Source organism: Limnobacter parvus (assembly GCF_024623725.1).
GTDB lineage: Bacteria > Pseudomonadota > Gammaproteobacteria > Burkholderiales > Burkholderiaceae_B > Limnobacter > Limnobacter parvus.
In genome coordinates this window covers 478,557-503,937 of record NZ_JANKHG010000014.1, presented here as the reverse complement: position 1 = coordinate 503,937, position 25,381 = coordinate 478,557, and the positions used below count along the sequence as shown (strand labels likewise).

Genomic DNA, 25,381 nt, shown 5'->3' with positions numbered 1-25,381 from the left:
ATGAAATCAATTCGAACATGGTTGGCGGGTTTGTCCAGAGGCTCTGCTCATGCGCTGTCGTTCTCATTCAGCGCGCGGCGCTATCGCTGGGTGTATGGCGAAATTGATAGTCGGGGTTGCTTGTCATTCAGGTCCATCCTTGGGTCTGGTGGTGGGGCATTGGGGGTCACTGCATCAGATGATGCTTTTGTGTCGGGCGAGTCCCTCAAACAAGCGATTGCCGGGGCTTTGGGGCAACTTTCAACCCATACAGTGCGGCCTCAGTTTGTGGTGATGTCGGTGCCATCCAAACACGCTTACCTTGGTGAAATCAGTGTTGAAAAAAACGAGCGTGAAAACTTGATTCGATATCAGATCCAAGAACTGATGGAGGCGGCTGCAGGTGAGTCGGAGCGAGAGGCTGCATTTGACTGGCAAGTGAAGGCCGAGTTGTCGGACGGTAGTGTGAACCTTGCAGTGGCCGGTATTGACCAGCGACAGGTGGATGAAATTTTGGAGGCCTGCCAACAATTCAACCTGGGTTGTTTGGGCATAACGCTGGATTCCGTGGCTGCCATGAATGGCTATTTGCAAATGGCCTCGGAAACACTGCGGGCTGCGGACATACAGTTTTTGTTGCATGGCGAATTGTCTCGACACCGTGTGCGTTTGGCCGTGTTCTCGCAAGGCGTGTTGTTCAACGAAAGTTGGGAGCACAGTGAAGACGGGTTTTCTGTGGTGCAGGCCATCTCTGCGCTTGAGCGCTTGGTGTCGACCTGGACTCGCGACGGCGCGCCCGAAGAAGTGGCTTCAGTTCGACTGATACTGGGTGGCGAGCTGATGTATGCCAAAGGCTGCGAATCAACCGCCAAGCGAAGTCAAATTCTTTCACCGCGTTTGCTGGATATTACACCACGCCGTGAATTGGCCACGCATTGGCACGATGACGTGGTGCCTTTCGGTGCGCTGGAGGCCATGCCATGCGAGTAATTCTTTTTAACCTGTACCCGTACCGCAATCACCGGGAAAGCAAACGAAGGCGGCGTGTGATCGCCGAATTGTCTGCAGGTTTGCTGGTCGGCCTGTTTATTTGCTACGCCGTAGGCAGCGAGTTTTCACAAAGGGTCGCCAACAAAGAAAACTTTCTCAGTAATTTGTCTGCCATGGAAGCCGAGATGGCAACGCAGGCTGCTGAGGTTCAACGTAAAAAAGACCGTGTGGCAGAACTTGGCCGACAGGTTGGGGCTTTGGAAGCGGTGGAAAAGGAATCGTTGTTGGCCAGTCAATGGTTGTCGTTCCTGGATAAAACCGTACCACGTGGCGTTTCTTTGACTCGTTTGTCCACAAAAATGGACGCGATGTTCATTGGTGGGTTTACAAGTTCTGTGTCTGAACTGGCTGCCTGGGTGGATCAAATGGAGTCAGGCAATGCCCTGTTTCAGTCGGTGGATTTGGTGACGCTGGTTGGGGCACAGCCTGCAACCAGTTCCGGTCCGCCTGCAAGCCCCACAGCCAACAGCCCAGCAGGCCAGGAAGTGCATCAATTCGAGATCAAGGCTATGTTGCGCGGAGGGCAGAATGCGTCTAGATGAACTCAGCCTTGACTCTTTGCGGGAAGAGTTGCCCTTGTTGGGTGCGCCGATGCGCATCGCATTAATTTTGTTCACCTGGTTCCTGTTGGGAATTCTCAGCTTCTTTTTGTTCTGGAGCAGCAGCCTGGGCATGAATCAGCAACTCGAGACTGACATTCAGCAGTCATTAAGTCGGCTGGAGTCACAATCTATTCTGCTATTGGAGGCTACTGCCATTGAAGCGGAGCTGGCAGCCCTTGAAGCCCAGTTGCCTGTGCTGAAGATGGCATTGCCTTCTGACCGAGAGCTTGCCTCACTTTTGGGGCGAATCAATGAAATGATTTTGGACAAGCAACTGAAATTGTCCGAGTTCACGCCCCAGCCCTCTATCAACAAAGAAGTGATGCGCATAGTGCCTGTCAAGGTCAGCGTTCGCGGGCAGGGCGATGCCATTTCCCGTTTGCCGAATCACATCGCCAGCCTGAGCAGACAGGTCAGTTTGAAGGAGTTCGAAATGCAGGTGCAGCCAGAGTCCGGGGACTGGCAAATGGTGGGCGAACTGAACGCATATGCGCAACTGCCTACGAATCAAGTCGGCACGGCTTCACCAGTCCCTGAAGAGGAAAGTCGCAATGATTGAATATCTGTTTTCGATGTTGTTGGTACCACTGTTGCCTGCTCTGGAGAACCCCGACATAGGGCACGCCGAGTCGCTTATGGCGCTGGAGCAACGATTAAATCAAGGCAGAAATTCGTCTGTGAGAGTGTCTGAAGCCAAAGCGCCTGGCGATGATGAGCTGACTTTGGCAAGCAACACAGAATCTTTGCCCGCGATCACTGGTCGGTTGTTCGAGTGGAGCAGCAATTTGTTGGTCAGCGAACAAGCACGTATAGACGACTTGGGTCGAGCTGTCGGGTCCATGCGGCTTACGGGAATAATCGAGTCATCTGGTCAACGTGTGGCCATTTTGAATGACGGCCAGCGTGATTACGTGGTGGGAGTCGGCAGTTATGTGCTGAACGCCTATCGCGTGAATTCTCTGGGTGCTGGAAATGTAGTGTTGTTGCCTGTGGATGGACGCGCAAGAGGCAAGCCGCTTGAACTGAAACTGATGCCTGGCGTAACGCCTGGGGGACTTTGATGAAAATGCAAATGGTGAATAAACACAATCGGGCGCGCTTCAGTTTCGTGTTGGTCACGATCCTGGTGGTGGCATTCATGGGCAATGCTCAAGCTTTGTCGATTGTGGATGCCAAACTTCAGGAGCTGGATGATCAAACAGTACTGACCTTGCAGCTTGATCAGCCCATGAATCAAAAACTCGGTTTGTTTAGAATGGCCAACCCGGCGCGCCAAGTGCTCGATTTTTCAAGTGAGCTGAGCAACAAAACCTTGCCAGTCGAGTTTGCAAATGACAGTCGAATCAAGCGCTCACAACTGATTGCTGCAGGTGGCAAAAGTCGTTTGGTGTTCGAATTGGCGCAAAGCTATGAGGTGCAGGCGACGCAATCCGAGCAGTCCATTCAAATCGTTTTCTCCGGGCCCAAGCCATTTGTGCCTGGCAATACACAAGCTGCTGTTTTGCCACAAGGAAGCATGTTGAAAAAAACGGTGGCAGAGGTGCTGGGAAAGCCTGCAGTGATGCAAGATGGCGCAGTGCTGAACGACTGGCGCGTAACCGAGCAAAACGGCAGGCAAGTACTGCGGATGGTGTTTGATCGAAGCGATATTCTGGCAGATGCTGTTTTAACGAATGAACGGCTGCGAATTCGATTTGCCAACGCGCGAATTCAGCCTGATGTGGTGAAGCAATTGCAAACTGCGGCCGGGGCACCCATAGCGCAAGTAGAATTGTTCCCGGGTGACCAAGCTTTGGTGGTTCAAATGAATTTGAACAAAGCCACACACTTGCTTAGGCAAAGCGGTTCAGTGGTCGAAGTGGAAGTGACACCGATACAGTTGGCAGCACCAAAAACCAACAGCGTAAGTATTACCCCGGCTGCAAAAAATCAAAGTGCAGTGGCCCGCTACAACGGGCGGCCGATTACCCTTGATTTTAAAGATGCAGACATTCGCACCGTCATGCAAGTATTCGCGGATTTCACAAAAATGAACCTGGTGTTAAGTGATTCTGTGCAAGGCACGGTCACCGTGTTTTTGAAAGATGTGCCCTGGGACCAGGCGCTGGACATTGTCATGCGCTCAAAGGGGTTGGTGTCAAGTCAGTCTGGCAATGTGTTGTTGGTTTCCACGCCAGCTGATGTAAGCAACGATCAGTTTCAAACCGCCAATCGACGTGCACAAGACGACATGGAGCCCTTGGTTTCGCAAGTCTTTCAAGTCAGCTACCAAAAAACTGCAGATTTGGTCACCTTGATTAAGTCGGAAGATTCCAAGCTGCTTTCGGACCGTGGAACCCTGATTTCAGACGAGCGCACCAGCCAAATTTTTGTGCAGGATACACCCACGCGGCTGGAGCGCATCAACATGATTATCACGGGCCTGGACAAGCCGGTGAAACAGGTCATGATTGAAGCAAGGGTGGTGCTGGCCGATACCTCTGTGTCGAAAGATTTGGGTGTGCGCATTCAATCGGCTTCGGCAAGGGCCGATGCGTTTACTGAAGTTGGCGACCAGTTTGGCAGCAAAGGTTTTGTTGACACCGGTCCGTTGGCATCCACCACTTTGGCCTACACCTTGTTCAACGCCAGTTCCACGCGGCTAATCAATTTGCAGTTGCGTGCCCTTGAAACCGACAACAAAATTCGCACTGTATCGAATCCGCGGGTTATTACCTCAAACAAAGAGCCTGCCTTGATTGAGCAGGGTACAGAAATCCCTTATCAAATCGCCACCAGCAGCGGTGCAACCGCAACTGAATTCAAAGAAGCCAATTTAAAACTGGCCGTGACGCCACAAATTGCCCCGGATGGCACTGTGCTGCTGGATGTAGACATCGCCAAAGACTCTATCGGGATTACCACGGCCAACGGCCCTGCAATTGACACCCGCCGGGTGAAAACCAAAGTTCTGGTGGCCGACGGCGGCACGGTTGTGTTGGGCGGTATTTTTGAAGAAGACGACAATGTATTGAATGAAAAGGTGCCATTTCTGGGCGACATTCCCGGGCTTGGGGCTTTATTCAAGGGCAAAACCGACACCAAGCGACGGGCAGAACTGCTAATCTTTCTAACGCCGGTTGTGCTCGCAGACCAATAACACAAGCTTTACCGTACAATGATTTGATCGTTCACGAAGATTTAACGAAGTGTCCAATCAATGCATTGTGCTGGTGGGCATGATGGGAGCCGGCAAAAGCACAGTCGGCAAGGCCTTGGCCAAGCATCTGTCCTGGGAATTCACTGACACCGATCACCTGATCGAGCATCAAACGGGTGTCAGCATTCCTGTTATTTTCGAAATCGAAGGCGAGGCCGGTTTTCGTCGACGCGAGTCGACGGCACTGGCCAGCTTCGTTGGCAAAGAGCGCCAGGTGATTGCCACCGGCGGCGGAATTGTACTCGCTGAAGAAAACCGCGCCCTGCTGAAGCAAATTGGCTCGGTGGTGTACCTTAGCGCATCTGCTACAGAACTTTATCAGCGCACGCGGCTTGATAAAAACAGACCCCTGCTTCAAGGCCCAAACCCCCGTAAAAAGATTGAAGAGCTGCTTGCCAACCGCCTGCCTTTGTACAAGGAATGTGCCGACGTGGTGGTTGAAACCGGGCGCCAACCTGTGTACCAAATCGTGAATAAAATCAGTCTTGCTTTAGAATTGGGCCAGAAAATACCCCCCACTGAACAGAAGGCCACTGGAACAGAATGAGTCGATACACCCTTGAAGTTGATTTAGGCGATCGCAGCTACCCAATTCATATTGGTGCGGGCCTGTTGGGGCAAGCCGAGCTTTTTCTGCCCCATGTGGCTGGCATGGTGGTCATGATTTGTACCAACACCACGGTGGGGCCGCTGTATGCCGCGCAGTTGAAAGGCAGTTTGATCCAAGCGGGGGCCAAGGTTGTACACACTGTTATTTTGCCTGATGGTGAAGAATTCAAGGACTGGCCAACACTTCAATTGGTGTTCGATGCCCTGCTGCAACACCACTGCGACCGTAAAACCGTATTGGTGGCACTGGGTGGTGGGGTAATTGGCGACATGGGTGGCTTTGCTGCCTCGGCGTTTATGCGCGGTATTCCCTTCATCCAAGTGCCCACTACCTTGCTTAGCCAGGTCGACAGTTCCGTGGGTGGTAAAACCGGGATTAACCACCCGCTGGGCAAAAACATGATTGGCGCGTTTTACCAGCCGCAAATGGTGGTCACCGATATTTCAACGTTGAACACCCTGCCTGATCGCGAATTGAGCTGCGGATTGGCGGAAATCATCAAGCATGGAGCGATTGCCGACTCCGCGTATCTGGACATGGTTGAAGCCAATATGCCCAGCTTGCTGAATCGCGATCCCGGGCTGTTGGCGCAGGTGGTGAAGCGTTCATGCGAGATCAAGGCGGATGTGGTGAGCAAGGACGAGCGTGAAGGCGGCATACGTGCCATTCTGAATTTTGGCCATACTTTTGGCCACGCGATTGAAGCGGGCATGGGTTATGGTCAGTGGTACCACGGCGAGGCGGTGGGTTGCGGCATGGTGATTGCGGCCGACTTGTGCCGCCGCATGGGTCGCCTGACGGCAGCAGAATCTGCACGCCTGACAAAAGTCGTGATTGACGCTCGCCTGCCGGCCTTGCCGCCGCGGATGGGCGTGGACAGGTTCATGGAGCTGATGGCGCATGATAAAAAAGCCGATTCAGGTTCGATTAAATACGTGTTACTGAACGGTTTGGGCGGAGCTTCAACCTCGCCCGCCGATGACACACTGGTAAGGCAAACCTTACAAGAATTGGGGGCAGGGGACTAACCGTGCGCAACTTCGAACTCAGTTTGGCCCCTTATGCTGTCAGTTCTGCCAACACGCGTGGCCGGCTGCACCCTGAAAAAAGCCCGGAAGGCCGCACCGAATTTGAACGTGATCGCGATCGAATTATCCACAGTGCGGCATTTCGTCGACTGGAATACAAAACCCAGGTGTTTGTGAACACCGAGGGGGATTTGTATCGCACCCGCCTTACCCACAGTCTGGAAGTGGCACAAATTGCGCGCAGTATTTCCCGCAATTTGGGTTTGAATGAAGAACTCACCGAAGCTGTTGCACTGGCCCACGACTTGGGCCACACACCCTTTGGGCACGCCGGGCAAGACGCATTGAATGAATGTATGGCGCCCCACGGTGGTTTTGAGCACAACTTGCAAAGCCTGCGGGTGGTGGATGAACTAGAAGAAAAATACGCCAGTTTCAATGGCTTGAATTTGTGTTTTGAAACCCGTGAAAGTATTTTGAAACACTGCTCTCGGCCCAATGCTGAGAAGCTGGGCGAGGTGGCGGACCGCTTTTTAAGCAATCGACGCCCTGTGCTTGAAGCACAGGTTACCAACCTGGCCGACGAAATTGCTTACAACAACCACGACATTGACGATGGTCTGCGTTCCGGCTTGATTACGCTGGAACAAACTGCCGAGGTACCGCTGTTTAAAATGCATTTGGACCGTGTTAAAACCCGGGATCCCAACATTGATGGTCGCCGCTTGATTCATGAAATTGTGCGCGGCATTATTAACGCCTTGGTGCAGGATTTACTGCATGAGTCAGACCGCCGCATTCAGCAAATCAGGCCCACCAGCGTGGCGGATGTGCAGTTGGCTGACAAACTAATCGGTTTTAGCGCAGAAATGGCCGAGCTGAACCACGAGCTGAAGGTGTTTTTGCGCAAAGAACTGTACCAGCACTACCAGGTGTTGCGTGCCACCCTGAAGGCACGCCGTGTGGTGCAAGAATTGTTTCATATTTTTATGGAAGATCCCCGACTGCTTCCCCCGCAGTTTTACCGCCGCTCTGAAATGAACATACCTCGCGCCATTGCCGATTACATCGCAGGCATGACCGACCGTTACGCCATGAAAGAGCACCAACGCCTGACCGTGCCCGGCTTGCAGTTTTAAGGCGATCTTGCATGGCCCGCCAAGCCCGCTTATTTATTCCTGAATGCCCCATGGTGCTGGAATTGCAAGGTATTGCAGGGCAAGAGGTGTTCAAAACCCGAGACGCTTTTTCCCTGTTTCATGCCCAGTTGCCTGAAAGCGCCAATGAAGAGGGCGTTGCCCTGCATGCCTATTGCCTGGTGCCCACGGGCGCTTTGCTGATGATTACAGCACCCGATGCGGCAAAAGTGGGGCGCTTTGTGCAAAACCTGAACCGGCATTTTTCACATGCAGTACGGCAGATACAGCAGATCAACTCAAGCGCACTGTGGGAACCGCGTTTTAAATCCACAGTGATTCAACCCGGCTTGCGCAGCCTGAAAGCCTGCCTTTTTGTCGAGCAGCTGGCTGCCCGTGCCACTGGCGCCCCTGACCTGGCCACCTACCCCTGGAGCAGTTTTGCTGCCCATGCCGGTGTGGTGAATGAGGCATGGTTGCTTGATTTGCCTATCTACTGGCAACTCGGCAACACCCCCTTCGAGCGCCAAAGCCGCTACCGGCAGTTTAGTGAACCTGGTTTGAGTGAAAGGGACTGTGCAGACATTTCAGAGTGCCTGCAAAAAGGCTGGCTGTGGAGTGACGATGCTTTTTGCACGCAAATTCAGGACCTTGCGAATCGGCCGGTGCGTCCACGGCCACGTGGGCGGCCCGCGAAAGCAGCGCAAAAGCACTAAACAAGTGCGGCAAATTTTTGTATGTCCCTATTTTATGACCCTAGTTTTTGGTGGGGTTTTATAAATAGGGTCAGACCCCTTTTATTTTCCTTGAGAATCTTGCGGCGGTGCAGTAAAGTGTCCAACGTACCGAAATCAGGGGCTTCTCCATGCAACAAGACATCAGAAAGATTGCCGAAGAAAAAGGCATGTACTCCGCCAGCAACGAACACGACGCCTGTGGCGTTGGTTTTGTGGCGCACATCAAAGGCAAGCGAACGCATGACATCATTGCAAGCGGCCTGAAAATTCTTGAAAATCTGGACCACCGTGGTGCCGTGGGTGCCGACCCACTGATGGGCGACGGTGCGGGCATACTGATTCAAATTCCCGACGCCTTTTTCCGTGAAGAAATGGCCAAGCAGGGCATAACACTGCCGCCCGCTGGCGAATACGGCGTGGGCATGTTGTTTTTGCCGAAAGAGACTGCTTCCCGCATCGCCTGCGAACAGGAAATTGAGCGCGCTGTGAAAGCTGAGGGCCAAGTGTTGCTGGGCTGGCGTGATGTGCCGGTGAATGCCGACATGCCAATGAGCCCCACCGTGCGCTTGAAAGAACCCGTGATTCGCCAAGTGTTCGTGGGCCGTGGCCGCGACATCATGGTGACCGACGCGCTGGAACGCAAACTGTATGTAATCCGCAAACGCGCCGTGCACGCCATCAAGAACCTGAACCTGGCGCACGGCACTGAATACTTCAGCCCCTCCATGAGCGCCCGTACCATTGTGTACAAGGGCTTGTTGCTGGCCAACCAGGTTGGCGAGTACTACCTTGATTTGAAAGACCCACGCTGTGTGTCGGCATTGGCTCTGGTTCACCAGCGTTTTTCCACCAACACATTCCCTGAATGGCCGTTGGCTCACCCGTACCGCATGTTGGCGCACAACGGCGAAATCAACACCGTGAAGGGCAACTTCAACTGGATGCGCGCACGTGAAGGCGTGATGAAAAGTGCCGTGTTGGGCGACGACCTGCAAAAGCTGTACCCACTGATTTTCGAAGGTCAGTCAGATACAGCCTGTTTCGACAACTGCCTGGAACTGTTGGTGATGGCGGGCTACCCAATTGCGCAAGCCATGATGATGATGGTGCCCGAAGCCTGGGAACAGCACACATTGATGGATGACAACCGCCGCGCCTTCTATGAATACCACGCCGCCATGATGGAACCCTGGGACGGCCCTGCCGCCATGGCGTTTACTGATGGCAAACAGATTGGCGCTACGCTTGACCGCAACGGCCTGCGCCCCGCGCGTTACATCGTGACTGAAGATGATTTGGTGGTGATGGCTTCGGAATCAGGCACCTTGCCGATTCCTGAAAGCAAGATTGTGAAAAAGTGGCGCTTACAGCCCGGCAAAATGTTCCTGATCGACATGGAAGCGGGCCGCATTATCAACGACGACGAGTTGAAGAACCAGCTTAGCGCCGGCAAGCCCTACAAGCAGTGGATCGACACCATTCGCGTGAAGCTGGACGAAGTGGAAGGCAAACCCGAACCCATCGAGCCGCTTGAAACCTTGCTGGATCGCCAGCAGGCCTTTGGTTACACGCAGGAAGACCTGAAATTCCTGATGGCCCCCATGCTGCAAAACGGCGAGGAAGCCACCGGCTCTATGGGCAACGACAGCCCATTGGCCGTGATGTCCAACAAGCTTAAGCCGCTGTACAACTACTTCAAGCAGTTGTTCGCACAGGTGACCAACCCACCAATCGATCCGATTCGTGAAAACCTGGTGATGAGCCTGAACAGCTTCATCGGCCCCAAGCCCAACCTGCTTGATCTGAACAACATCAACCCGCCCATGCGCCTCGAAGTGTCACAGCCTGTGCTCACATCAAAAGACATGGCGAAGATCCGCAACATTGAAGCCTTCACTGGCGGCAAGTTCACCAGCCATGAACTGAACATTTGCTATCCCGTCGCTTGGGGTAAGGAAGGCATTGAAGCACGCATTGCATCACTGTGTGCTGAGGCCCGCGATGCGGTGAAGCAGGGCGTGAACGTGCTGATCATCACCGACCGCATGATGAGCCGCGACAACGTGGCCATTCCAGCGTTGCTGGCAGTGTCTGCCATTCACCAGCACCTGGTGAAAGTGGGTCTGCGTACCTCGACTGGCTTGGTGGTTGAAACCGGTTCAGCCCGTGAAACCCACCATTTTGCCTTGCTGGCGGGTTACGGTGCAGAAGCCGTGCACCCCTACCTGGCCATGGAAACCATTGCTGAAATGAGCAAAGGTTTGCCCGGCGATTTAAGCCCTGAAAAAGCGGTGTACAACTACATTAAGGCGGTGGGCAAGGGCTTGATGAAAGTGATGTCCAAGATGGGCATTTCCACTTACATGAGCTACACAGGCGCGCAAATTTTTGAAGCCGTTGGTTTGAACCAGGCCTTCATTGATGCGTACTTTGCCGGCACACCCACCAAGGTAGAAGGCATTGGCGTGTTTGAAGTGGCCGAGGAAGCCATTCGAGTTCACCAGTCCGCATTCAGCCCCGACCCTGTGTTGGCTGGCGCCTTGGATGCAGGTGGCGAATACGCCTGGCGCACTCGCGGCGAGGAACACATGTGGACCCCCGATGCAATTGCAAAATTGCAACACGCCACACGTTCAGGCACCTACAACACCTACAAGGAATATGCGCAGATCATCAACGATCAAAGCAAGCGCCACATGACCTTGCGTGGTCTGTTCGAATTCAAGATTGACCCTTCAAAAGCCATTCCAATTGAAGAAGTGGAAGCCGTCGAAGAAATCGTGAAGCGCTTTGCAACAGGTGCCATGTCACTGGGTTCCATTTCGACTGAAGCCCACGCAACCCTGGCTGTGGCCATGAACCGAATTGGCGGCAAAAGCAACACCGGTGAAGGTGGTGAAGACGAAAAGCGCTACAGCACCGAACTGCGCGCGGGCCTTGATAAATTTGGTCCAGGCACAGGCCCCATTGGCGAAGGTGCCTCGCTGAAAAGCGAATTGGGCGATGTGGTGGTTGCCGACTTCCCCTTGAAGAAAGGCGATTCTCTGCGCTCACGCATCAAACAGGTGGCTTCCGGTCGTTTCGGCGTAACCGCCGAATACCTGACATCCGCAGATCAAATCCAGATCAAGATGGCGCAAGGTGCCAAGCCTGGTGAGGGCGGTCAGTTGCCCGGTGGCAAGGTGTCCGATTACATCGGCAAGCTGCGCTATTCCGTGCCTGGCGTGGGCTTGATTTCCCCGCCCCCGCACCACGACATTTATTCCATTGAAGATTTGGCCCAGCTTATTCACGACCTGAAAAACGTGAATGCACAGGCTTCCATTTCCGTGAAGCTGGTGTCTGAAGTGGGCGTGGGTACCATTGCTGCGGGTGTTTCGAAGGCCAAGGCCGACCACCTGGTCATCGCTGGTCAAGATGGTGGTACAGGCGCATCGCCTGTTTCATCCATCAAGCATGCGGGTACCAACTGGGAACTGGGTTTGGCTGAAACACAGCAAACCTTGGTATTGAACGGTTTGCGTGGACGTATTCGCGTGCAGGTCGATGGCCAAATGAAAACCGGCCGCGACGTGGTGATTGGTGCCATGTTGGGCGCTGATGAATTCGGCTTTGCGACTGCCCCACTGGTGGTTGAAGGCTGCATCATGATGCGCAAGTGCCACTTGAACACCTGCCCCGTAGGCGTTGCCACACAAAACCCGGAACTTCGCAAGAAGTTCACCGGCAAGCCTGAGCATGTAGTGAATTACTTCTTCTTCGTGGCCAACGAAGTGCGCGAAATCATGGCGCAGTTGGGCATCCGCAAATTCGACGACCTGATTGGCCGCGCGAACCTGCTGGACATGCGCAAAGGCATTACCCACTGGAAAGCCAAGGGCCTGGACTTCAGCCGCTTGTTGTGGGTACCTGAAGGCACCACAGAGCCGCTGTTGCACACTGGCAGCCAAGACCACGGCCTGGACAAGGCGCTGGACCAGAAATTGATCCAGTTGGCCAAATCGGCTTTGGACAAAGGCGAACGTGTTTCCTTCATTACCCCGATCAAGAACGTGAACCGCACGGCGGGTGCCATGTTGTCTGGCGAAGTGGCCAAAAAATATGGCCACGCTGGCTTGCCAGACGACACCATTCACATTCAGTTCACTGGCACAGCCGGTCAATCATTCGGCGCATTCCTGGCGCATGGTGTAACCGCTGACTTGGTGGGCGAGGGCAACGATTACGTGGGCAAGGGCTTGAGTGGCGGTCGAATCATCGTGCGCCCAACCAACGACTTCCGCGGTTTGTCTGAAGAAAACATGATTGTGGGCAACACCGTGCTGTACGGTGCCATTGCCGGTGAAGCATTCCTGAGCGGTGTGGCAGGCGAACGTTTCGCTGTGCGCAATTCAGGTGCGGCAGCCGTGATTGAAGGCACTGGCGACCACGGTTGCGAATACATGACTGGCGGTACCGTGGTGGTGTTGGGTGAAACCGGCCGCAACTTTGCAGCCGGCATGAGCGGTGGCATGGCTTATGTGTACGACATCGATGGTTTGTTCGCAAAACGTTGCAACATGGCGCAAGTTGAGCTGGAAGACGTGGTCCCTGCAACCGAACAGGAAGCACTGGGCAACCGTGAAATTTGGCACAGCCCGGCACGTGGTGCAGACCGCCAGCCCGACGAAGTAATCCTGAAGAGTTTGGTCGAGCGCCACGCCCGTTACACCGGCAGCGAACGTGCCAAGGAAATTCTGGAAAACTGGGGCACCGAGCGCAAGAAGTTCGTGAAAGTATTCCCAACCGAATACCGTCGCGCCTTGAAAGAACTGTATGTGGCAGCGCAGGCCAAACCTGCAGTCGCCGCTTAAGAACCACCTGTTAATGAGGATTTGAAAAATGGGCAAGGTCACAGGATTTATGGAATTTGAGCGTTTGAAGGAAGCCAGCGAGGCGCCTGAAAAACGTGTCAAACACTACAAAGAATTCACGATTACGTTGAACGACGACGAGGCCAAAATTCAGGGCGCGCGTTGTATGGACTGCGGCATTCCGTTTTGTAACAACGGTTGCCCGGTGAATAACATCATTCCCGACTTCAACGATCTTGTTTACCAACAAGACTGGAAGGCGGCGCTGCACACCCTGCACAGCACTAACAACTTCCCGGAATTCACAGGCCGCATTTGCCCCGCCCCTTGCGAGGCTGCATGCACCTTGGGTATTCATGAAGAGCCCGTCGGCATCAAGAGCATTGAGCACGCGATCATCGACAAGGGCTGGGAAAACAACTGGGTGGTGCCACAAGCACCCGTACAGAAAACCGGCAAGAAAGTGGCTGTGGTGGGCTCAGGCCCCGCAGGTATGGCCGCTGCGCAGCAGTTGGCGCGCGTAGGCCACGACGTGACTGTGTTTGAGAAAAACGACCGCGTGGGTGGATTGCTCCGCTATGGCATTCCTGACTTCAAAATGGAAAAGCATCACATCGACCGCCGTGTTGAACAAATGCAAGCAGAAGGCGTCACCTTCAAAACTGGCGTGTTTGTGGGTGAAAAGTTGGTCGAGGGTGGCATTACCAATCTGGCCCGCGAAACCATTACCCCGAAAGAACTGACTGCTCAATTTGACGCTGTTATTTTGACTGGTGGTTCAGAAGTACCGCGCGACCTGCCAATTCCTGGCCGCCAACTTAAGGGTGTTCATTTTGCAATGGAATTTTTGCCACTGCAAAACCGCGTGAACGCCGGCGACAAGTTGAAAGACCAAATCATGGCCACGAAGAAAAGTGTGTTGGTCATTGGCGGTGGCGACACGGGCTCCGACTGCGTGGGTACATCCAACCGCCATGGTGCCAAACAGGTTACGCAAATTGAATTGATGCCCCAGCCACCCGAAGAAGAAAACAAGCCTTTGGTGTGGCCTTACTGGCCCATGAAAATGCGCACTTCCTCTTCACATGAAGAAGGCGTGGCACGCGACTGGGCGGTCACCACCAAAGAATTCATTGACGATGGCAAAGGCAATGTAAAAGCAGCCAAGTGCGCCAAAGTTGAATGGGTAAAAGACGAAGCCACCGGCCAAATGAAGATGCAGGAAATTGCAGGTTCGGAATTCATGGTCGAGGCTGACTTGGTGTTGTTTGCCATGGGTTTCACAAACCCTGCGAAAAGTATTCTGGATGCGTTCGGTGTCGAAAAAGACAATCGCGGCAACGCCAAAGCCACCACCGACGGTGAGGGCTGCTACCGCACCAATGTGGAAAAGGTGTACGCTGCAGGCGACATGCGCCGTGGTCAATCCTTGGTGGTGTGGGCCATTCGCGAAGGCCGTCAGGCCGCCCGTGAAGTAGACGAGTTCTTGATGGGCACCACAGTATTGCCGCGTTAAATCGCAGTAACTTGGTGGAAAAAGGGGTGGGTCAATGTTGTTGCCCCACCCCTTTTTTTATTCAGGCATCTCGTAGGTGATTGGATAGCCTAGTCAATGCTTCTAAGGCCGGGGTTTTTTCAGCGGTGGTCGATCTGTTTCACCATACGCGGTTGGAAATACCCGGCGTACTTCTTTTGCTTTCAATGGTCCCCACGGTTGAATAGAAAGAACGGAATAATCTCTTGCGCTTAGCAATACCAATTGCTCCAATGCACTTAGGTGCTCCAGCATGGTTGCTGCACTTTCCATGGTGTTGGGCTCGTCTTGGTCTGCAAAATTAACCACTGACTCCAAATGCATTTTGAAAATATTCAGTTTGCGGTGCCCATTTACTTCGGCAGCAACCAGAAGTGGGCCGCCGAATTCACGCAAGGCAATTTTTACATCGTCGTGGGCACGTAGCGTGTTTACTTTTGCTTCAGGTACGCTCAAAGAATTGAGAAAGGAAGCCTTAAGTGAACGCGCCCCCGAAGCCGCAGCACCCGTGTCTTGAAACACAAAGTTTTCCACGCTTGGGTTGCCATGATAAAGGTTGATTTCGTGGCTGTTCGAAAGTGCATGAAACACGGCAATCATTGCGTTCAAACAACTTTCAACATTGTTAAGTTGAGGCGTTACTTGCGTGTTGGAACTGTCGAATTCAGAGCTTGCCTCGTTCAGTGATTTCGCAAGGTTTGCTGCCGTGCTTGAAACTGAGGTGCTGCCGGATTGGTTGATTTGCGGTTGATCGGTAATTACTGGCGCGTTCGTATCGCAGTTGGAAATAGGCTGCTTGATCATATGGGGTGTTGCTTCTAATTGAGGTGTTGCTGATTGGTTTTCAGGTTGCAGCGCCGTACGCTGCGCGAATGACTTGTTGCTCACTCTCTTCAAATTGCACCCAAGCAATAACTCGGGGCATGGCGGTATTTTCTTTTTTAGTTTCGAAGTCGGTGTTCAATTCGTTTGTCAATTCATTGATTCTTCCTTGATCCTTGTTTGCAATACGCCATTCTTTAATGTGCGGATAAAACGGATCTGTTGGGTGTGAGTAAATGCAACCTTCTTTGGTGGATGTGTGCTGAAGGTTTTTGATCCATGAATTGCCTCTGCCTTCCTGGTTTTCACCAAACTGGCGTTGCTCGATTTCAAGTTGGGTAAGTGCATGGGTAATCACTTGATCAACATGCCCAGCCAGGTTTAAATGGCAGTCGACCCAAGGCGAACTCAGCGTTTGTGTCAATTCTTCGAGCAGCTGCCGCACAGGTGATTGTTCCAGCACGGCTTCTACATGTGCGTCTGGTACATGTCCCGCACTGGCCGCAAGAATGTCGTTGAGGTATTTGTCGTAAAACTCATCGTCTTGATAAAATGCGGTGGTTTCTGCATGTCGCCACTGGCAGGCGCTTTCATTTTTTTTGGGTGTAAAAAAATGCTCCGAATCGACTGAACCATGGCACATGCCAATTCGATGCATGGTGCTGAGCGTGTTCAGTTTGGCCTTCAAAAACTTCAGGTGGTCGTAGCAGCAGGCGCTGTGGCTTAGTTTACCAAGTGGAGGCAGAGGTCCTGGTTCTTCTGAACTAACTATTAGGTCTACGGCCAGCGAGCCAGCTGTGGCTACCAATTCAGACTCGGTTGCGGGCAATGACCAATTGGAGAATTTTGTTGGGTTACTGAGTTGAGCTGAACCAACGTTGCCTGTATTGATCGGCATTTTTTCCTGACCTGCAAATTTTGGTTAAAAAGTTAGGTACCCGTGCAGGTCAGGAAGTTTCAAAAAATTGACATGAAATAATTCACGAATTGCTGATTGGCAACGCCACATCGCTTGTTCCGCCACTGGGGCACATGGTGACGTGTGGGAATGGTATTTCGATGCCGACATTGTCGAACGCAGCTTTGATTCGTTTGTTGTACTCACGGCGAATGCCCCATTGCTCACCGGGCAGTGTTTTGAACCGAACCCGCACTATCACCGCTGAATCTGCCAATTCCTGAACACCAAAAGTCGACATGGATTCGGTAATTTTTGGTCCCCAAGTTTCATCTTCTGCCAACTCAGCGCCTACCTTTTGCATAACCTGAATTGCTGCGTCCACGTCTTCCTTGTAAGCAATGCCGATATCGACTACCGCGTACGCGAAGTCCATTGTTGAGTTGGTGACTGAATCAATTTGACCGTTGGGCACAAAGTGCACATTGCCGTGTGCATCACGCATGCGCACGTAACGCAGGGTGATATTTTCAACCGTGCCCGATTTTCCACCCACTTCAATGAAGTCGCCAGCGCGAATCTGGTTTTCGATCAGCAGCACAATGCCCGTAAAGTAATCCTTGACCAAGCTTTGTGCACCGAAACCCACAGCCAAACCGACTACACCCGCAGCGGCCAGCACGGGCGCAATTGAAATACCAATGGTGCCCAGTGCAATCAAAGCGCCCATCAGAAGTACTACGATGTTGGCCACGTATTTCAAAACGCGGGTTAATGTTTCTACGCGTTTTTGATCGTCCAGCGTTTCGCTGCGACTTTGCATGCGCTTGCCTACACGGTCAATCGCTGTCTTCACCAGTCGCAGTACGACAAGTGCAACTACAATCACCAACAGAAATTTTGCTGCCTGTAGACCAAGGTCTAAAAGCTTTGCAGGTTCAATGTATTTGAATAGGGTTTCAAGTTGTTCGTTCATGTTGCTCCCACTGCTAAAAAGAGCCCCCTATTGTACACGACCAGTTTTTTAGGCCTGTATCGGTACCGTCTTGCCCGGTTTGGTGGTTTCTGAGTCGTCGTTGTAAAAGCGCGCAAGGAAGTGCCCTGTGTGGCTTTTTTTGTTTTTCGCAATTTGCATGGGCGTGCCCTCTGCAATCAGCATGCCGCCGTTGTCTCCACCTTCCGGGCCCATGTCCAGCACCCAGTCCGCACATTTGATTACATCCAGATTGTGCTCAATCACCAGCACTGTGTTGCCTTGTTCCACCAGTGGGTTCAATACTTTCAGCAGCATGGCGATGTCGTGAAAGTGCAGGCCGGTTGTGGGTTCGTCAAGAATGTATAGTGTTTTGCCTGTGTCGCGTTTTGAGAGTTCAAGCGACAGCTTTACGCGCTGGGCTTCACCGCCTGAAAGTGTTGTAGCCGATTGCCCCAAGCGAATGTAACCCAAGCCCACATCCACCAAAGTTTGCAGCTTGCGTGCAATGTTGGGTACGGCAGAAAATACTTCCAGCGCCTGCTCCACGGTCAGTTCCAGAATCTCGGCAACGTTTTTTCCGCGGTACAAAATCTCAAGCGTTTCGCGGTTGTAGCGTTTGCCGTGGCACACATCGCAAGGCACATACAGGTCGGGCAGAAAGTGCATTTCCACTTTCACCACGCCGTCGCCCTGGCAGGCTTCGCAACGACCGCCCTTCACATTGAATGAAAAACGTCCAACGTCATAACCACGCTCACGCGAAGCGGGTACACCAGCAAACAATTCACGTATGGGTGTGAACAAGCCAGTGTAGGTGGCCGGGTTGCTGCGCGGTGTGCGGCCGATCGGGCTTTGGTCTACAGCGATTACTTTGTCGAAGTGTTCAAGTCCGCTGATGTGGCTGTGCGGCGCGCCTTCCTTGTGCGCACGGTTTAACTGGTGTGCTGCTTCAGCCAACAAGGTGTCGTTGATCAGTGTTGATTTGCCTGAACCGGAAACACCTGTAACGCACACGAACAAACCCACTGGAATACTGGCACTGACATTTTTCAGGTTGTTGCCGGTGGCATTGTGTATGGTCAGCATGCGTGCCGGGTCGGGTTTACGCAGCGGGCTTAGTCGTTCAATTTTTCGCTTGCCATTCAGGTATTGGCCGGTCAACGATTCCGGGCTTGCCAAAATTTCAGCCGGTGTGCCTTGGGCCACAATTTGGCCGCCATGTTCACCCGCGCCGGGGCCCATGTCGACAACATAATCGGCGCAGCGAATGGCGTCTTCATCGTGTTCAACCACCAGCACTGTGTTGCCCAGGTTTTTCAGGCGCAACAGTGTTTGAATCAGCCTGTCGTTATCACGCTGGTGCAAGCCAATCGATGGTTCGTCCAGCACGTACATCACACCGGTTAGCCCCGAACCTATTTGGCTGGCCAGTCGAATGCGCTGGCTTTCACCACCGCTTAAGGTGTCAGCACTTCGGTTCAAGGTTAAATAGTTCAAACCCACATCATTCAGAAACTGCAAACGCGCCTTGATTTCCACCACAATCTTGTCGGCAATCTGGCCTTTTGCGCCGTGCATTTCCATGCTTTCAAAATAGCTCAGGGCTTTGTGAATTGGAAGCTCGGTGACCTGGTGCAGTGCTTTGCGGTAATCGTGTTCACCAATGAATACGTGGCGCGCACCTGTTTTCAAGCGCGAACCCTGGCAGGCTTGGCAACTGCGTACAGCCATCAGCTTGCCCAGTTCATCGCGTACTGCATTTGAATCGGTGTCGCGGTGGCGGCGTGTCAGGTTGGGCAATATGCCTTCAAAGGCATGGGTTTTGGCAACCGGCTTGCTGCGCTCGCTCAAATACGTAAATGTAATTTGTTCACTTCCTGAACCATACAGCACCACTTTTTGTACGTCTTCAGGCAGTTCATTCCAGGCTGATTCCGGGTCGAACCCGTAATGCGCGGCCAGGCTTTGTATCATTTGGTAATACAGGGCGTTGCGGCGGTCCCAGCCGCTGATTGCACCGGCAGCCAGCGACACATCGGGGTGGGCCACCACACGCAGCGGGTCAAAAAACTGCTCATGACCCAAACCGTCGCACACGGGGCAGGCGCCGGCCGGGTTGTTGAACGAGAACAAACGCGGTTCAAGTTCAGTCAGGCTGTAGTCACACACCGGGCATGCAAATTTGCTGGAAAACACGGTTTCAGTTTCCGTGTCCAAATTCACGGCAATCGCTTTGCCATCACTTAACCGCAATGCGGTCTCGAAACTTTCCGCCAAACGCTGGCGTGCGTCCACGCGCACTTTCAGGCGGTCTACCACCACATCCAGATTGTGCTTGTGGTGCTTGTCCAGGGGGGGCAGGCGGTCCAGTTCCAGAATTTCGGGTCCGTCGTGCGGCCCTTTTTTCAAGCGCACCCGCACAAATCCTTGTGCACGCAGGTCGTTCAGCAAATCCACATGCTCGCCTTTGCGTTGGTTCAGTACCGGTGCCAGAATCATGATGCGAGCCTCTTCAGGCCAGCCCAGCACGGTGTCCACCATTTCTGAAACAGTTTGTACGCTGAGCTCCATGTCGTGTTCGGGGCAGCGTGGTGTGCCGGCACGCGCAAACAACAGGCGCAGGTAATCGTGGATTTCGGTGACGGTGCCTACGGTTGAACGCGGGTTGTGGCTGGTGGCTTTTTGCTCAATCGAAATGGCCGGGGAAAGCCCTTCGATCAAATCCACATCGGGCTTTTCCATCAACTGCAAAAACTGCCGGGCATAGGCCGACAAACTTTCGACGTAGCGCCTTTGCCCCTCAGCATACAAGGTGTCAAAAGCCAGGCTTGATTTGCCCGACCCGGAAAGCCCTGTCAGCACCACGAGCGAATCGCGGGGCAGGTCTAGCGAGATGTTTTTCAGGTTGTGGGTTCTAGCGCCACGAATGCGAATGGAGTTCATGCGGTACAGCAAATGGAATCAGCGGCCAACCTGATACTATAGACGGTTTCGTGGATCAAGACATCCGCGAGAGGGCGTTCAAGCCCTTGATTTTCCATACCACATGAGCTGTAACACCGTGAGCCGTAACTCCGTGAGCCGTAACGACGCCCCCGATGCTTTCAAAATGTTGCCCGCCGAGCGCAAGGCCGCCGGGTGGCTGGCCAGCATCTATGCGTTGCGCATGTTTGGCATGTTCATGATCCTCCCTGTGTTTTCCTTGCATGCCGCCGGCATGCCCGGTGGCGACAATTTAAGCCTGGTGGGCCTTGCCATGGGCATCTACGGTTTGGCACAGGCCTGCATGCAAATTCCATTGGGTTGGGCTTCCGACAAAATTGGCAGAAAGCCCATCATTATTGGCGGCTTGTTGTTGTTCGCTGCGGGTTGCTGGCTGGGCTATGTGGCCGAAACTGTTGAGCAATTGGTGTGGGCCCGCGCGCTTCAGGGCGCTGGTGCCATTTCAGCGGCTCTGTCAGCTTTGCTGGCCGATGTAACCCGGGATGAAGTGCGCTCCAAAGGCATGGCCATGATTGGCGCGTCCATTGGTATTACTTTTGCGCTTTCGCTGGTGTTTGCGCCGGTGCTGTACAAGTTTTTCGGCTTGAGTGGCTTGTTTGGCATTACAGGGGTGCTCAGCATTCTGGGCATTGCGGTGGTTATTTGGCTGCTGCCCACACCCAACTTGGTCGACCAAGAGGCCAAGCTGAAAGGCAGTTTTGCCGATGGCTGGAAAGTGCTGGCCCAGCCCGACTTGCTCCGTTTGAACTTGGGTATTTTCACTTTGCACCTTACCCAGATGTCTTTGTTCGTGGTGGTGCCCAGTTTGTTGCTGACCGGGCTTGATTTGGCCCTTGAAGAACACTGGAAAGTTTACTTGCCCGTGGTGCTGGGTTCTTTCGTGCTGATGGTGCCGCTGATGGTGTGGTCAGAAAAAAAAGCCAAAACCAAGCAGGTGAAATTGGGCGCAATCGGCTTGATGGGCGCGGTGCTGCTGGGTTTGGTTTTGTTCGCCGAGCAAGGTGGGGTGGTGGTAGCTTTGCTGTTGGCGTATTTTGTGGGCTTCAATTTGCTCGAGGCTACTCTTCCCTCGTGGGTATCACGAGTGGCACCCCTCAGTCACAGGGGTTTGGCTTTGGGTGTATATAATACCTTTCAAGCACTTGGACTTTTTGCAGGTGGTGCCTTGGGTGGTTTGGCGTTCCGCCACCTGGGCGCGCAGGGCATGTTTGAAGCTGTGTTGTTGTTGGTGGTGTTGTGGTTTTTTCTAGCCTTCGGCATCAAGGCCTTGCCTGCACGCACAGCAACAGCTTCACCTGTCGACAGTCTGGCTGACAATTCAACCAGCCCCACTTGAATCATTTCAAGAATCATCTCAAGAACTTATTTCAAGATTTCAAGGAGCATTTCATTCCATGGCCTCAGTAAACAAGGTAATTCTGGTTGGTAATTTGGGCAAAGACCCCGATGTTCGTTATCTGCCCGATGGTGGCGCAGTAGTGAATTTGGCATTGGCCACTTCAAGCAATTGGAAAGACAAAAACACCGGCGAAAAGCGCGAAGAAACTGAGTGGCACCGCGTGGTTATTTACGGTCGCTTGGCTGAAATTGCAGGCGAATACTGCAAGAAGGGCCGCTCAGTGTACATCGAAGGCCGTTTGAAAACACGCAAGTGGCAAGACCAGTCGGGCGTGGACAAATACACCACTGAAATTATTGCAGACCAAATGCAGTTGTTGGGCAGCCGGGAAGGTGGTGGCGGTGGCTCATCCATGGGCAATGCCGAAGACTTTGACCAGTCGCAGCCACCCAGCCGCAGCTCAGGTGGTGGTTCAGGCGGTGGCAGCAGTATGCGTTCTTCAGCGCCTGCACAGCAGCGTTCAGCTCCACAAAGTGTGGCCGATCTGGACGATGACATTCCCTTCTGATTGAGATAAAACAAAATCCAGGTTCTCTCAACCCAAACCCCATCGAGTTCAATACTCCATGGGGTTTTTAATTGACTTCTGCCTCGAGTTTTAACCCTTCCCGTTTTCAAGCTTCTCTCATCAGGTAGTGGCCAGATCAATTATTTGGTGGAATGAATGTTTCTTGCCATGATTAAGCGTTAAATCCCATGGATGCAATGACGCCCCAATGTTGAACGACAGGCAACTTAAAATTGATACCTTGCGGGGATTGGCGTGTATTTTGCTCGTTGCTTACCATGTGATCGGGTCAGATCCAAGCAACGGCTTAAAGATCGCCGACGGGCTTTACCGCAATCTGAATGACTTGCTGGCCTATGTGCGAATGCCTCTGTTCACATTTTTGTCGGGTATTGTTTATGCGTATCGACCTTGCCGAAGTGACACTGCAGATTTTCTGACAAAAAAAGCGCGGCGCCTGTTAATACCCATGATCACTGTGGGAACCATTTTCGTACTGCTCCAACACTTCACGCCAGGTAGCGAAGCCACTGTTGAAAACTGGTACCTGTTGCACATCATTCCAGTGGCGCATTACTGGTTCATCGAGTCCTTGTTTTTGGTCTTTGTCCTGATTGCGTTTCTGGAAAAGAAAAACCTGTTGAATGGTCGCAAAACCTGGTCCCTCGTTGTTGCGTGTTCCATGGTGTTTTATACCCTGCCAATTTACTGGCCGTACTTTTCGTTTGCCGGCTTTGTTTATCTCACGCCGTTTTTTCTGGCGGGCATGGGTATTCAGCGTTATGGCTTGATGGAAAATCCAAAAAAATACCTCGCCTTGGTCGCATTGTTTTTACTTGCTGGCGTATTTGTTTTATTGGGTTTGGGCATATTGCCGATGTATGGGCAACGAACCTTGCCAACGCTGCTGATTGGAGTGGGTGCGTGCGTCACTCTGCTTGCCTTGGGTGTGAAGTCAACCATCCTGGCCCGCATGGGTGTGTTCTCGTATTCAATTTATCTGTTTCACGTATTTTTCACTGCATTTTCCCGGATCGTATTAAACAAGGTCGGGTCTTTGCCAACAGAAGTTATTTTTGTACTTTCATTGGTGGCTGGGGTGCTTGGCCCAATCATGCTCGAAAAAATACTTGAAAAATTCGACTGGTGCCGGGTACTTTTTTTAGGAAAAGCGGCAAAGAAGGAAATCAGACCGGAATCACCCCGCCACGTGCAGGCGGGGCAATAGCCACAATTGTATCTAGCCCAAAGTCTCCAGTGAAGGCAGGCCTTCAGAAATTCCTGATCCGCCAGTCAATGAACCGATGGGCACTGGCAAATCAGCAATTCCGGTCACAAGGTCCAGCAGCGCAGTGGGGTCTGGGTTGTTTGCAAAACCTTCGGCTGTGCCAAGTGCCAGCGGCACTAGCAGGTTGGTCGACACGGGCAGAACCAAGCTGCTCGGTTCACCTTCTAGCCCAGGATAGGTCAGTGTAATTGCTTCCAATACCCTTTCTCCACCCAAGCTCAAATCACTCAGGCCCAAGGAAATTTCCGCCTGATCCGCGATATTCAGGTTTAATGTGGTGCTGTGCGTGTCCAGCAACGGGCTTTCATTCAACGTTGCACTGGTGTCTGTGTGGGTCAGGCCGGCTGACAACAGATCGTTGTCGATGCTGAATGTTTCTTCAAAGCTGGTTGAGCTGTTGTTCAGTGCGGGTGTCAATGGCAGGGTGGTGCTTTGTGTGCTTTCATTCACCGTGTGTGAAAACACTGTTTGCAAGGGTGTGTCGTTGCCAACGGTCAAGCTTTCATCGCGCGTGTGGGTTTCAGTTTCTGTGCTGCGGATCAGTCTGCCGAAGACCCTGGTTTCTGTCACATTGGTGCTGCTGTCTTCAGCGAATTGCGTGCTTACAAAACCGCTGGGGTCAGAAAAATTTCGATATTGCGCAGGCACAGAATCCAACAAGTTATTGATGCTGTCAGAGCCGCTGTGGTACAGCATTTCACGCGGTTCGATGGTGTCAAATTCAGTGATCGGTTGAAGACTTTCCCCAAGCTGCTCAAACAATGGGCCGGTGCCGGAAGCGCCAGGAAGCGGGGAATTGCCTAAAAAATTCTGTAATTCTTCTGGGTTCATGGTGTGGATTTCCTCTGAGTTTTACCATCTGAACATTGATAGTAGAGCGTAGCGCTTACCGATACAATCGTATAAATATCGTGAAATGTATTCATTAAAAATAGTATTTTTAAGTTCACCCGGATTTTTTCTGTGAAAGGACAAGAAATGCCCCACATCACTTTGCAGGCCCAACAAGCCAAAGCAGTTCAGGTTCGCAACATTTTTTGCATAGGCCGCAATTACGCGGCACACATTGCGGAACTGGGCAATCTGCCTGAAGAGGACCCTGTGGTGTTCATCAAGCCGACATCGGCGCTGCACACCCCTGGCACCCCCATCACCTTGCCCGCGCATTCCACCGATGTGCATTACGAGGCTGAACTTGTTTTGTTGATTGGAAAAGCCGGCAAGAATATTGCCGAAGCAGACGCGCTAGGTCACATCGCAGGTTATGCGCTTGGACTTGACCTGACCGCGCGCGATTTGCAAACCAAAGCCAAGCAGGGTGGCTTGCCATGGGCGGTCGCCAAGGGGTTCGATTGTGCAGCCAGTGTCACACAGTTTGTGCCTTCGGAAAATTTCGAGCACCCACACAACATTCAATTTCAAATGCACCTGAATGGAGAAATCAAACAGCACGGCGATGTTCGAAAAATGTTGTTTCCAATTCCGTATCTCGTGCGTTATCTGAGTGAAGTATTTACTTTGCAGGAAGGCGACCTGATTTTCACGGGGACACCCGAAGGCGTGGGCCCGCTAAAAAGCAAAGACGTGATTCGCTTGGTGTTGCCCGGACACATCAACACCGAGTTCGAAGTATTCAATGCATTGAATTAAATATGATCATTAGTTCATGTGATTGAAAAGAAGATACGTAACTATACTTACAAAATAGATTGCTTAATGAATGAAGTCTGGCAACTTTCGCCAGTTACTTGATGTTTTG

General features: G+C 52.6%; 20 protein-coding genes. 15 read left to right on the top strand and 5 right to left on the bottom strand.

The features are described 5' to 3' along the window. From NSP04_RS04720 to NSP04_RS04670, 11 genes are all read left to right on the top strand, one after another. Complete coding sequence (locus NSP04_RS04720) at window positions 1–969, top strand: hypothetical protein (protein WP_257511172.1); 969 nt, start codon at window positions 1–3, stop codon at window positions 967–969. Beyond that, window positions 960–1,571, top strand: a complete 612-nt coding sequence (locus tag NSP04_RS04715; protein WP_257511171.1) for a PilN domain-containing protein — start codon at window positions 960–962, stop codon at window positions 1,569–1,571. The genes NSP04_RS04720 and NSP04_RS04715 overlap by 10 nt, the downstream gene beginning before the upstream one ends. Further along, window positions 1,558–2,190 (top strand): type IV pilus inner membrane component PilO, encoded by a 633-nt coding sequence (locus NSP04_RS04710; protein WP_257511170.1) that lies wholly within the window; start codon window positions 1,558–1,560, stop codon window positions 2,188–2,190. The genes NSP04_RS04715 and NSP04_RS04710 overlap by 14 nt, the downstream gene beginning before the upstream one ends. Further along, window positions 2,183–2,692, top strand: coding sequence for a hypothetical protein (locus tag NSP04_RS04705; protein ID WP_257511169.1), 510 nt, complete (start codon window positions 2,183–2,185; stop codon window positions 2,690–2,692). The genes NSP04_RS04710 and NSP04_RS04705 overlap by 8 nt, the downstream gene beginning before the upstream one ends. Then, on the top strand, window positions 2,692–4,770 hold the full coding sequence (locus tag NSP04_RS04700) for a type IV pilus secretin PilQ (protein ID WP_257511168.1): 2,079 nt from the start codon (window positions 2,692–2,694) through the stop codon (window positions 4,768–4,770). Before NSP04_RS04705 ends, NSP04_RS04700 begins: the two co-directional genes overlap by 1 nt. Before the next feature lie 49 nt (window positions 4,771–4,819). After that, on the top strand, window positions 4,820–5,377 hold the full coding sequence (locus NSP04_RS04695; protein ID WP_257511167.1) for a shikimate kinase: 558 nt from the start codon (window positions 4,820–4,822) through the stop codon (window positions 5,375–5,377). Then, complete coding sequence (gene aroB, locus NSP04_RS04690) at window positions 5,374–6,468, top strand: 3-dehydroquinate synthase (RefSeq protein ID WP_257511166.1); 1,095 nt, start codon at window positions 5,374–5,376, stop codon at window positions 6,466–6,468. Before NSP04_RS04695 ends, aroB begins: the two co-directional genes overlap by 4 nt. Beyond that, window positions 6,450–7,607 (top strand): deoxyguanosinetriphosphate triphosphohydrolase, encoded by a 1,158-nt coding sequence (locus NSP04_RS04685; RefSeq protein WP_371824994.1) that lies wholly within the window; start codon window positions 6,450–6,452, stop codon window positions 7,605–7,607. Before aroB ends, NSP04_RS04685 begins: the two co-directional genes overlap by 19 nt. An 11-nt stretch (window positions 7,608–7,618) precedes the next feature. After that, window positions 7,619–8,320 carry a hypothetical protein gene (locus NSP04_RS04680; RefSeq protein ID WP_257511164.1) on the top strand — a complete coding sequence of 234 codons (702 nt, stop codon included), beginning with the start codon at window positions 7,619–7,621 and terminating at the stop codon, window positions 8,318–8,320. Window positions 8,321–8,469: 149 nt separating this feature from the next. Continuing rightward, window positions 8,470–13,194, top strand: a complete 4,725-nt coding sequence (locus NSP04_RS04675; RefSeq protein ID WP_257511163.1) for a glutamate synthase-related protein — start codon at window positions 8,470–8,472, stop codon at window positions 13,192–13,194. Window positions 13,195–13,222: 28 nt separating this feature from the next. Continuing rightward, entirely contained in the window at window positions 13,223–14,710 is a 1,488-nt protein-coding gene (locus NSP04_RS04670; RefSeq protein ID WP_257511162.1) for a glutamate synthase subunit beta, read from the top strand. A 102-nt stretch (window positions 14,711–14,812) separates the two neighbouring features. On the opposite strand, the gene NSP04_RS04665 is transcribed toward NSP04_RS04670, so the two are convergent. The 4 genes from NSP04_RS04665 to uvrA form a co-directional block, all read right to left on the bottom strand. Continuing rightward, window positions 14,813–15,532, bottom strand: a complete 720-nt coding sequence (locus tag NSP04_RS04665) for a hypothetical protein (RefSeq protein WP_257511161.1) — start codon at window positions 15,530–15,532, stop codon at window positions 14,813–14,815. 40 nt (window positions 15,533–15,572) lie between these two features. Continuing rightward, entirely contained in the window at window positions 15,573–16,448 is an 876-nt protein-coding gene (locus tag NSP04_RS04660) for a hypothetical protein (protein WP_257511160.1), read from the bottom strand. A gap of 82 nt (window positions 16,449–16,530) precedes the next feature. Then, window positions 16,531–17,424: a mechanosensitive ion channel family protein gene (locus NSP04_RS04655; RefSeq protein WP_257511159.1), complete on the bottom strand. Its 894-nt coding sequence runs from the start codon at window positions 17,422–17,424 to the stop codon at window positions 16,531–16,533. 48 nt (window positions 17,425–17,472) lie between these two features. After that, on the bottom strand, window positions 17,473–20,367 hold the full coding sequence (gene uvrA, locus NSP04_RS04650) for an excinuclease ABC subunit UvrA (protein ID WP_257511158.1): 2,895 nt from the start codon (window positions 20,365–20,367) through the stop codon (window positions 17,473–17,475). Window positions 20,368–20,533: 166 nt separating this feature from the next. On the opposite strand from uvrA, the gene NSP04_RS04645 reads away from it, so the two are divergent. The 3 genes from NSP04_RS04645 (at window position 20,534) to NSP04_RS04635 (ending at window position 23,562) form a co-directional block, all read left to right on the top strand. Then, the gene (locus NSP04_RS04645) at window positions 20,534–21,763 is read left to right on the top strand and encodes an MFS transporter (protein ID WP_257511224.1); all 1,230 of its coding nucleotides are present in this window, start codon (window positions 20,534–20,536) and stop codon (window positions 21,761–21,763) included. A 58-nt stretch (window positions 21,764–21,821) separates the two neighbouring features. Next, complete coding sequence (ssb, locus tag NSP04_RS04640) at window positions 21,822–22,334, top strand: single-stranded DNA-binding protein (protein WP_257511157.1); 513 nt, start codon at window positions 21,822–21,824, stop codon at window positions 22,332–22,334. A 208-nt stretch (window positions 22,335–22,542) separates the two neighbouring features. Then, window positions 22,543–23,562, top strand: a complete 1,020-nt coding sequence (locus tag NSP04_RS04635) for an acyltransferase family protein (protein WP_257511156.1) — start codon at window positions 22,543–22,545, stop codon at window positions 23,560–23,562. Between the two features lie 12 nt (window positions 23,563–23,574). On the opposite strand, the gene NSP04_RS04630 is transcribed toward NSP04_RS04635, so the two are convergent. Then, window positions 23,575–24,453, bottom strand: a complete 879-nt coding sequence (locus NSP04_RS04630; RefSeq protein ID WP_257511155.1) for a hypothetical protein — start codon at window positions 24,451–24,453, stop codon at window positions 23,575–23,577. A 147-nt stretch (window positions 24,454–24,600) separates the two neighbouring features. Between NSP04_RS04630 and NSP04_RS04625 the strand changes: the two genes are divergently transcribed. Further along, window positions 24,601–25,272, top strand: coding sequence for a fumarylacetoacetate hydrolase family protein (locus NSP04_RS04625; RefSeq protein WP_257511154.1), 672 nt, complete (start codon window positions 24,601–24,603; stop codon window positions 25,270–25,272). The last annotated feature ends 109 nt before the right edge of the window (window positions 25,273–25,381 follow it).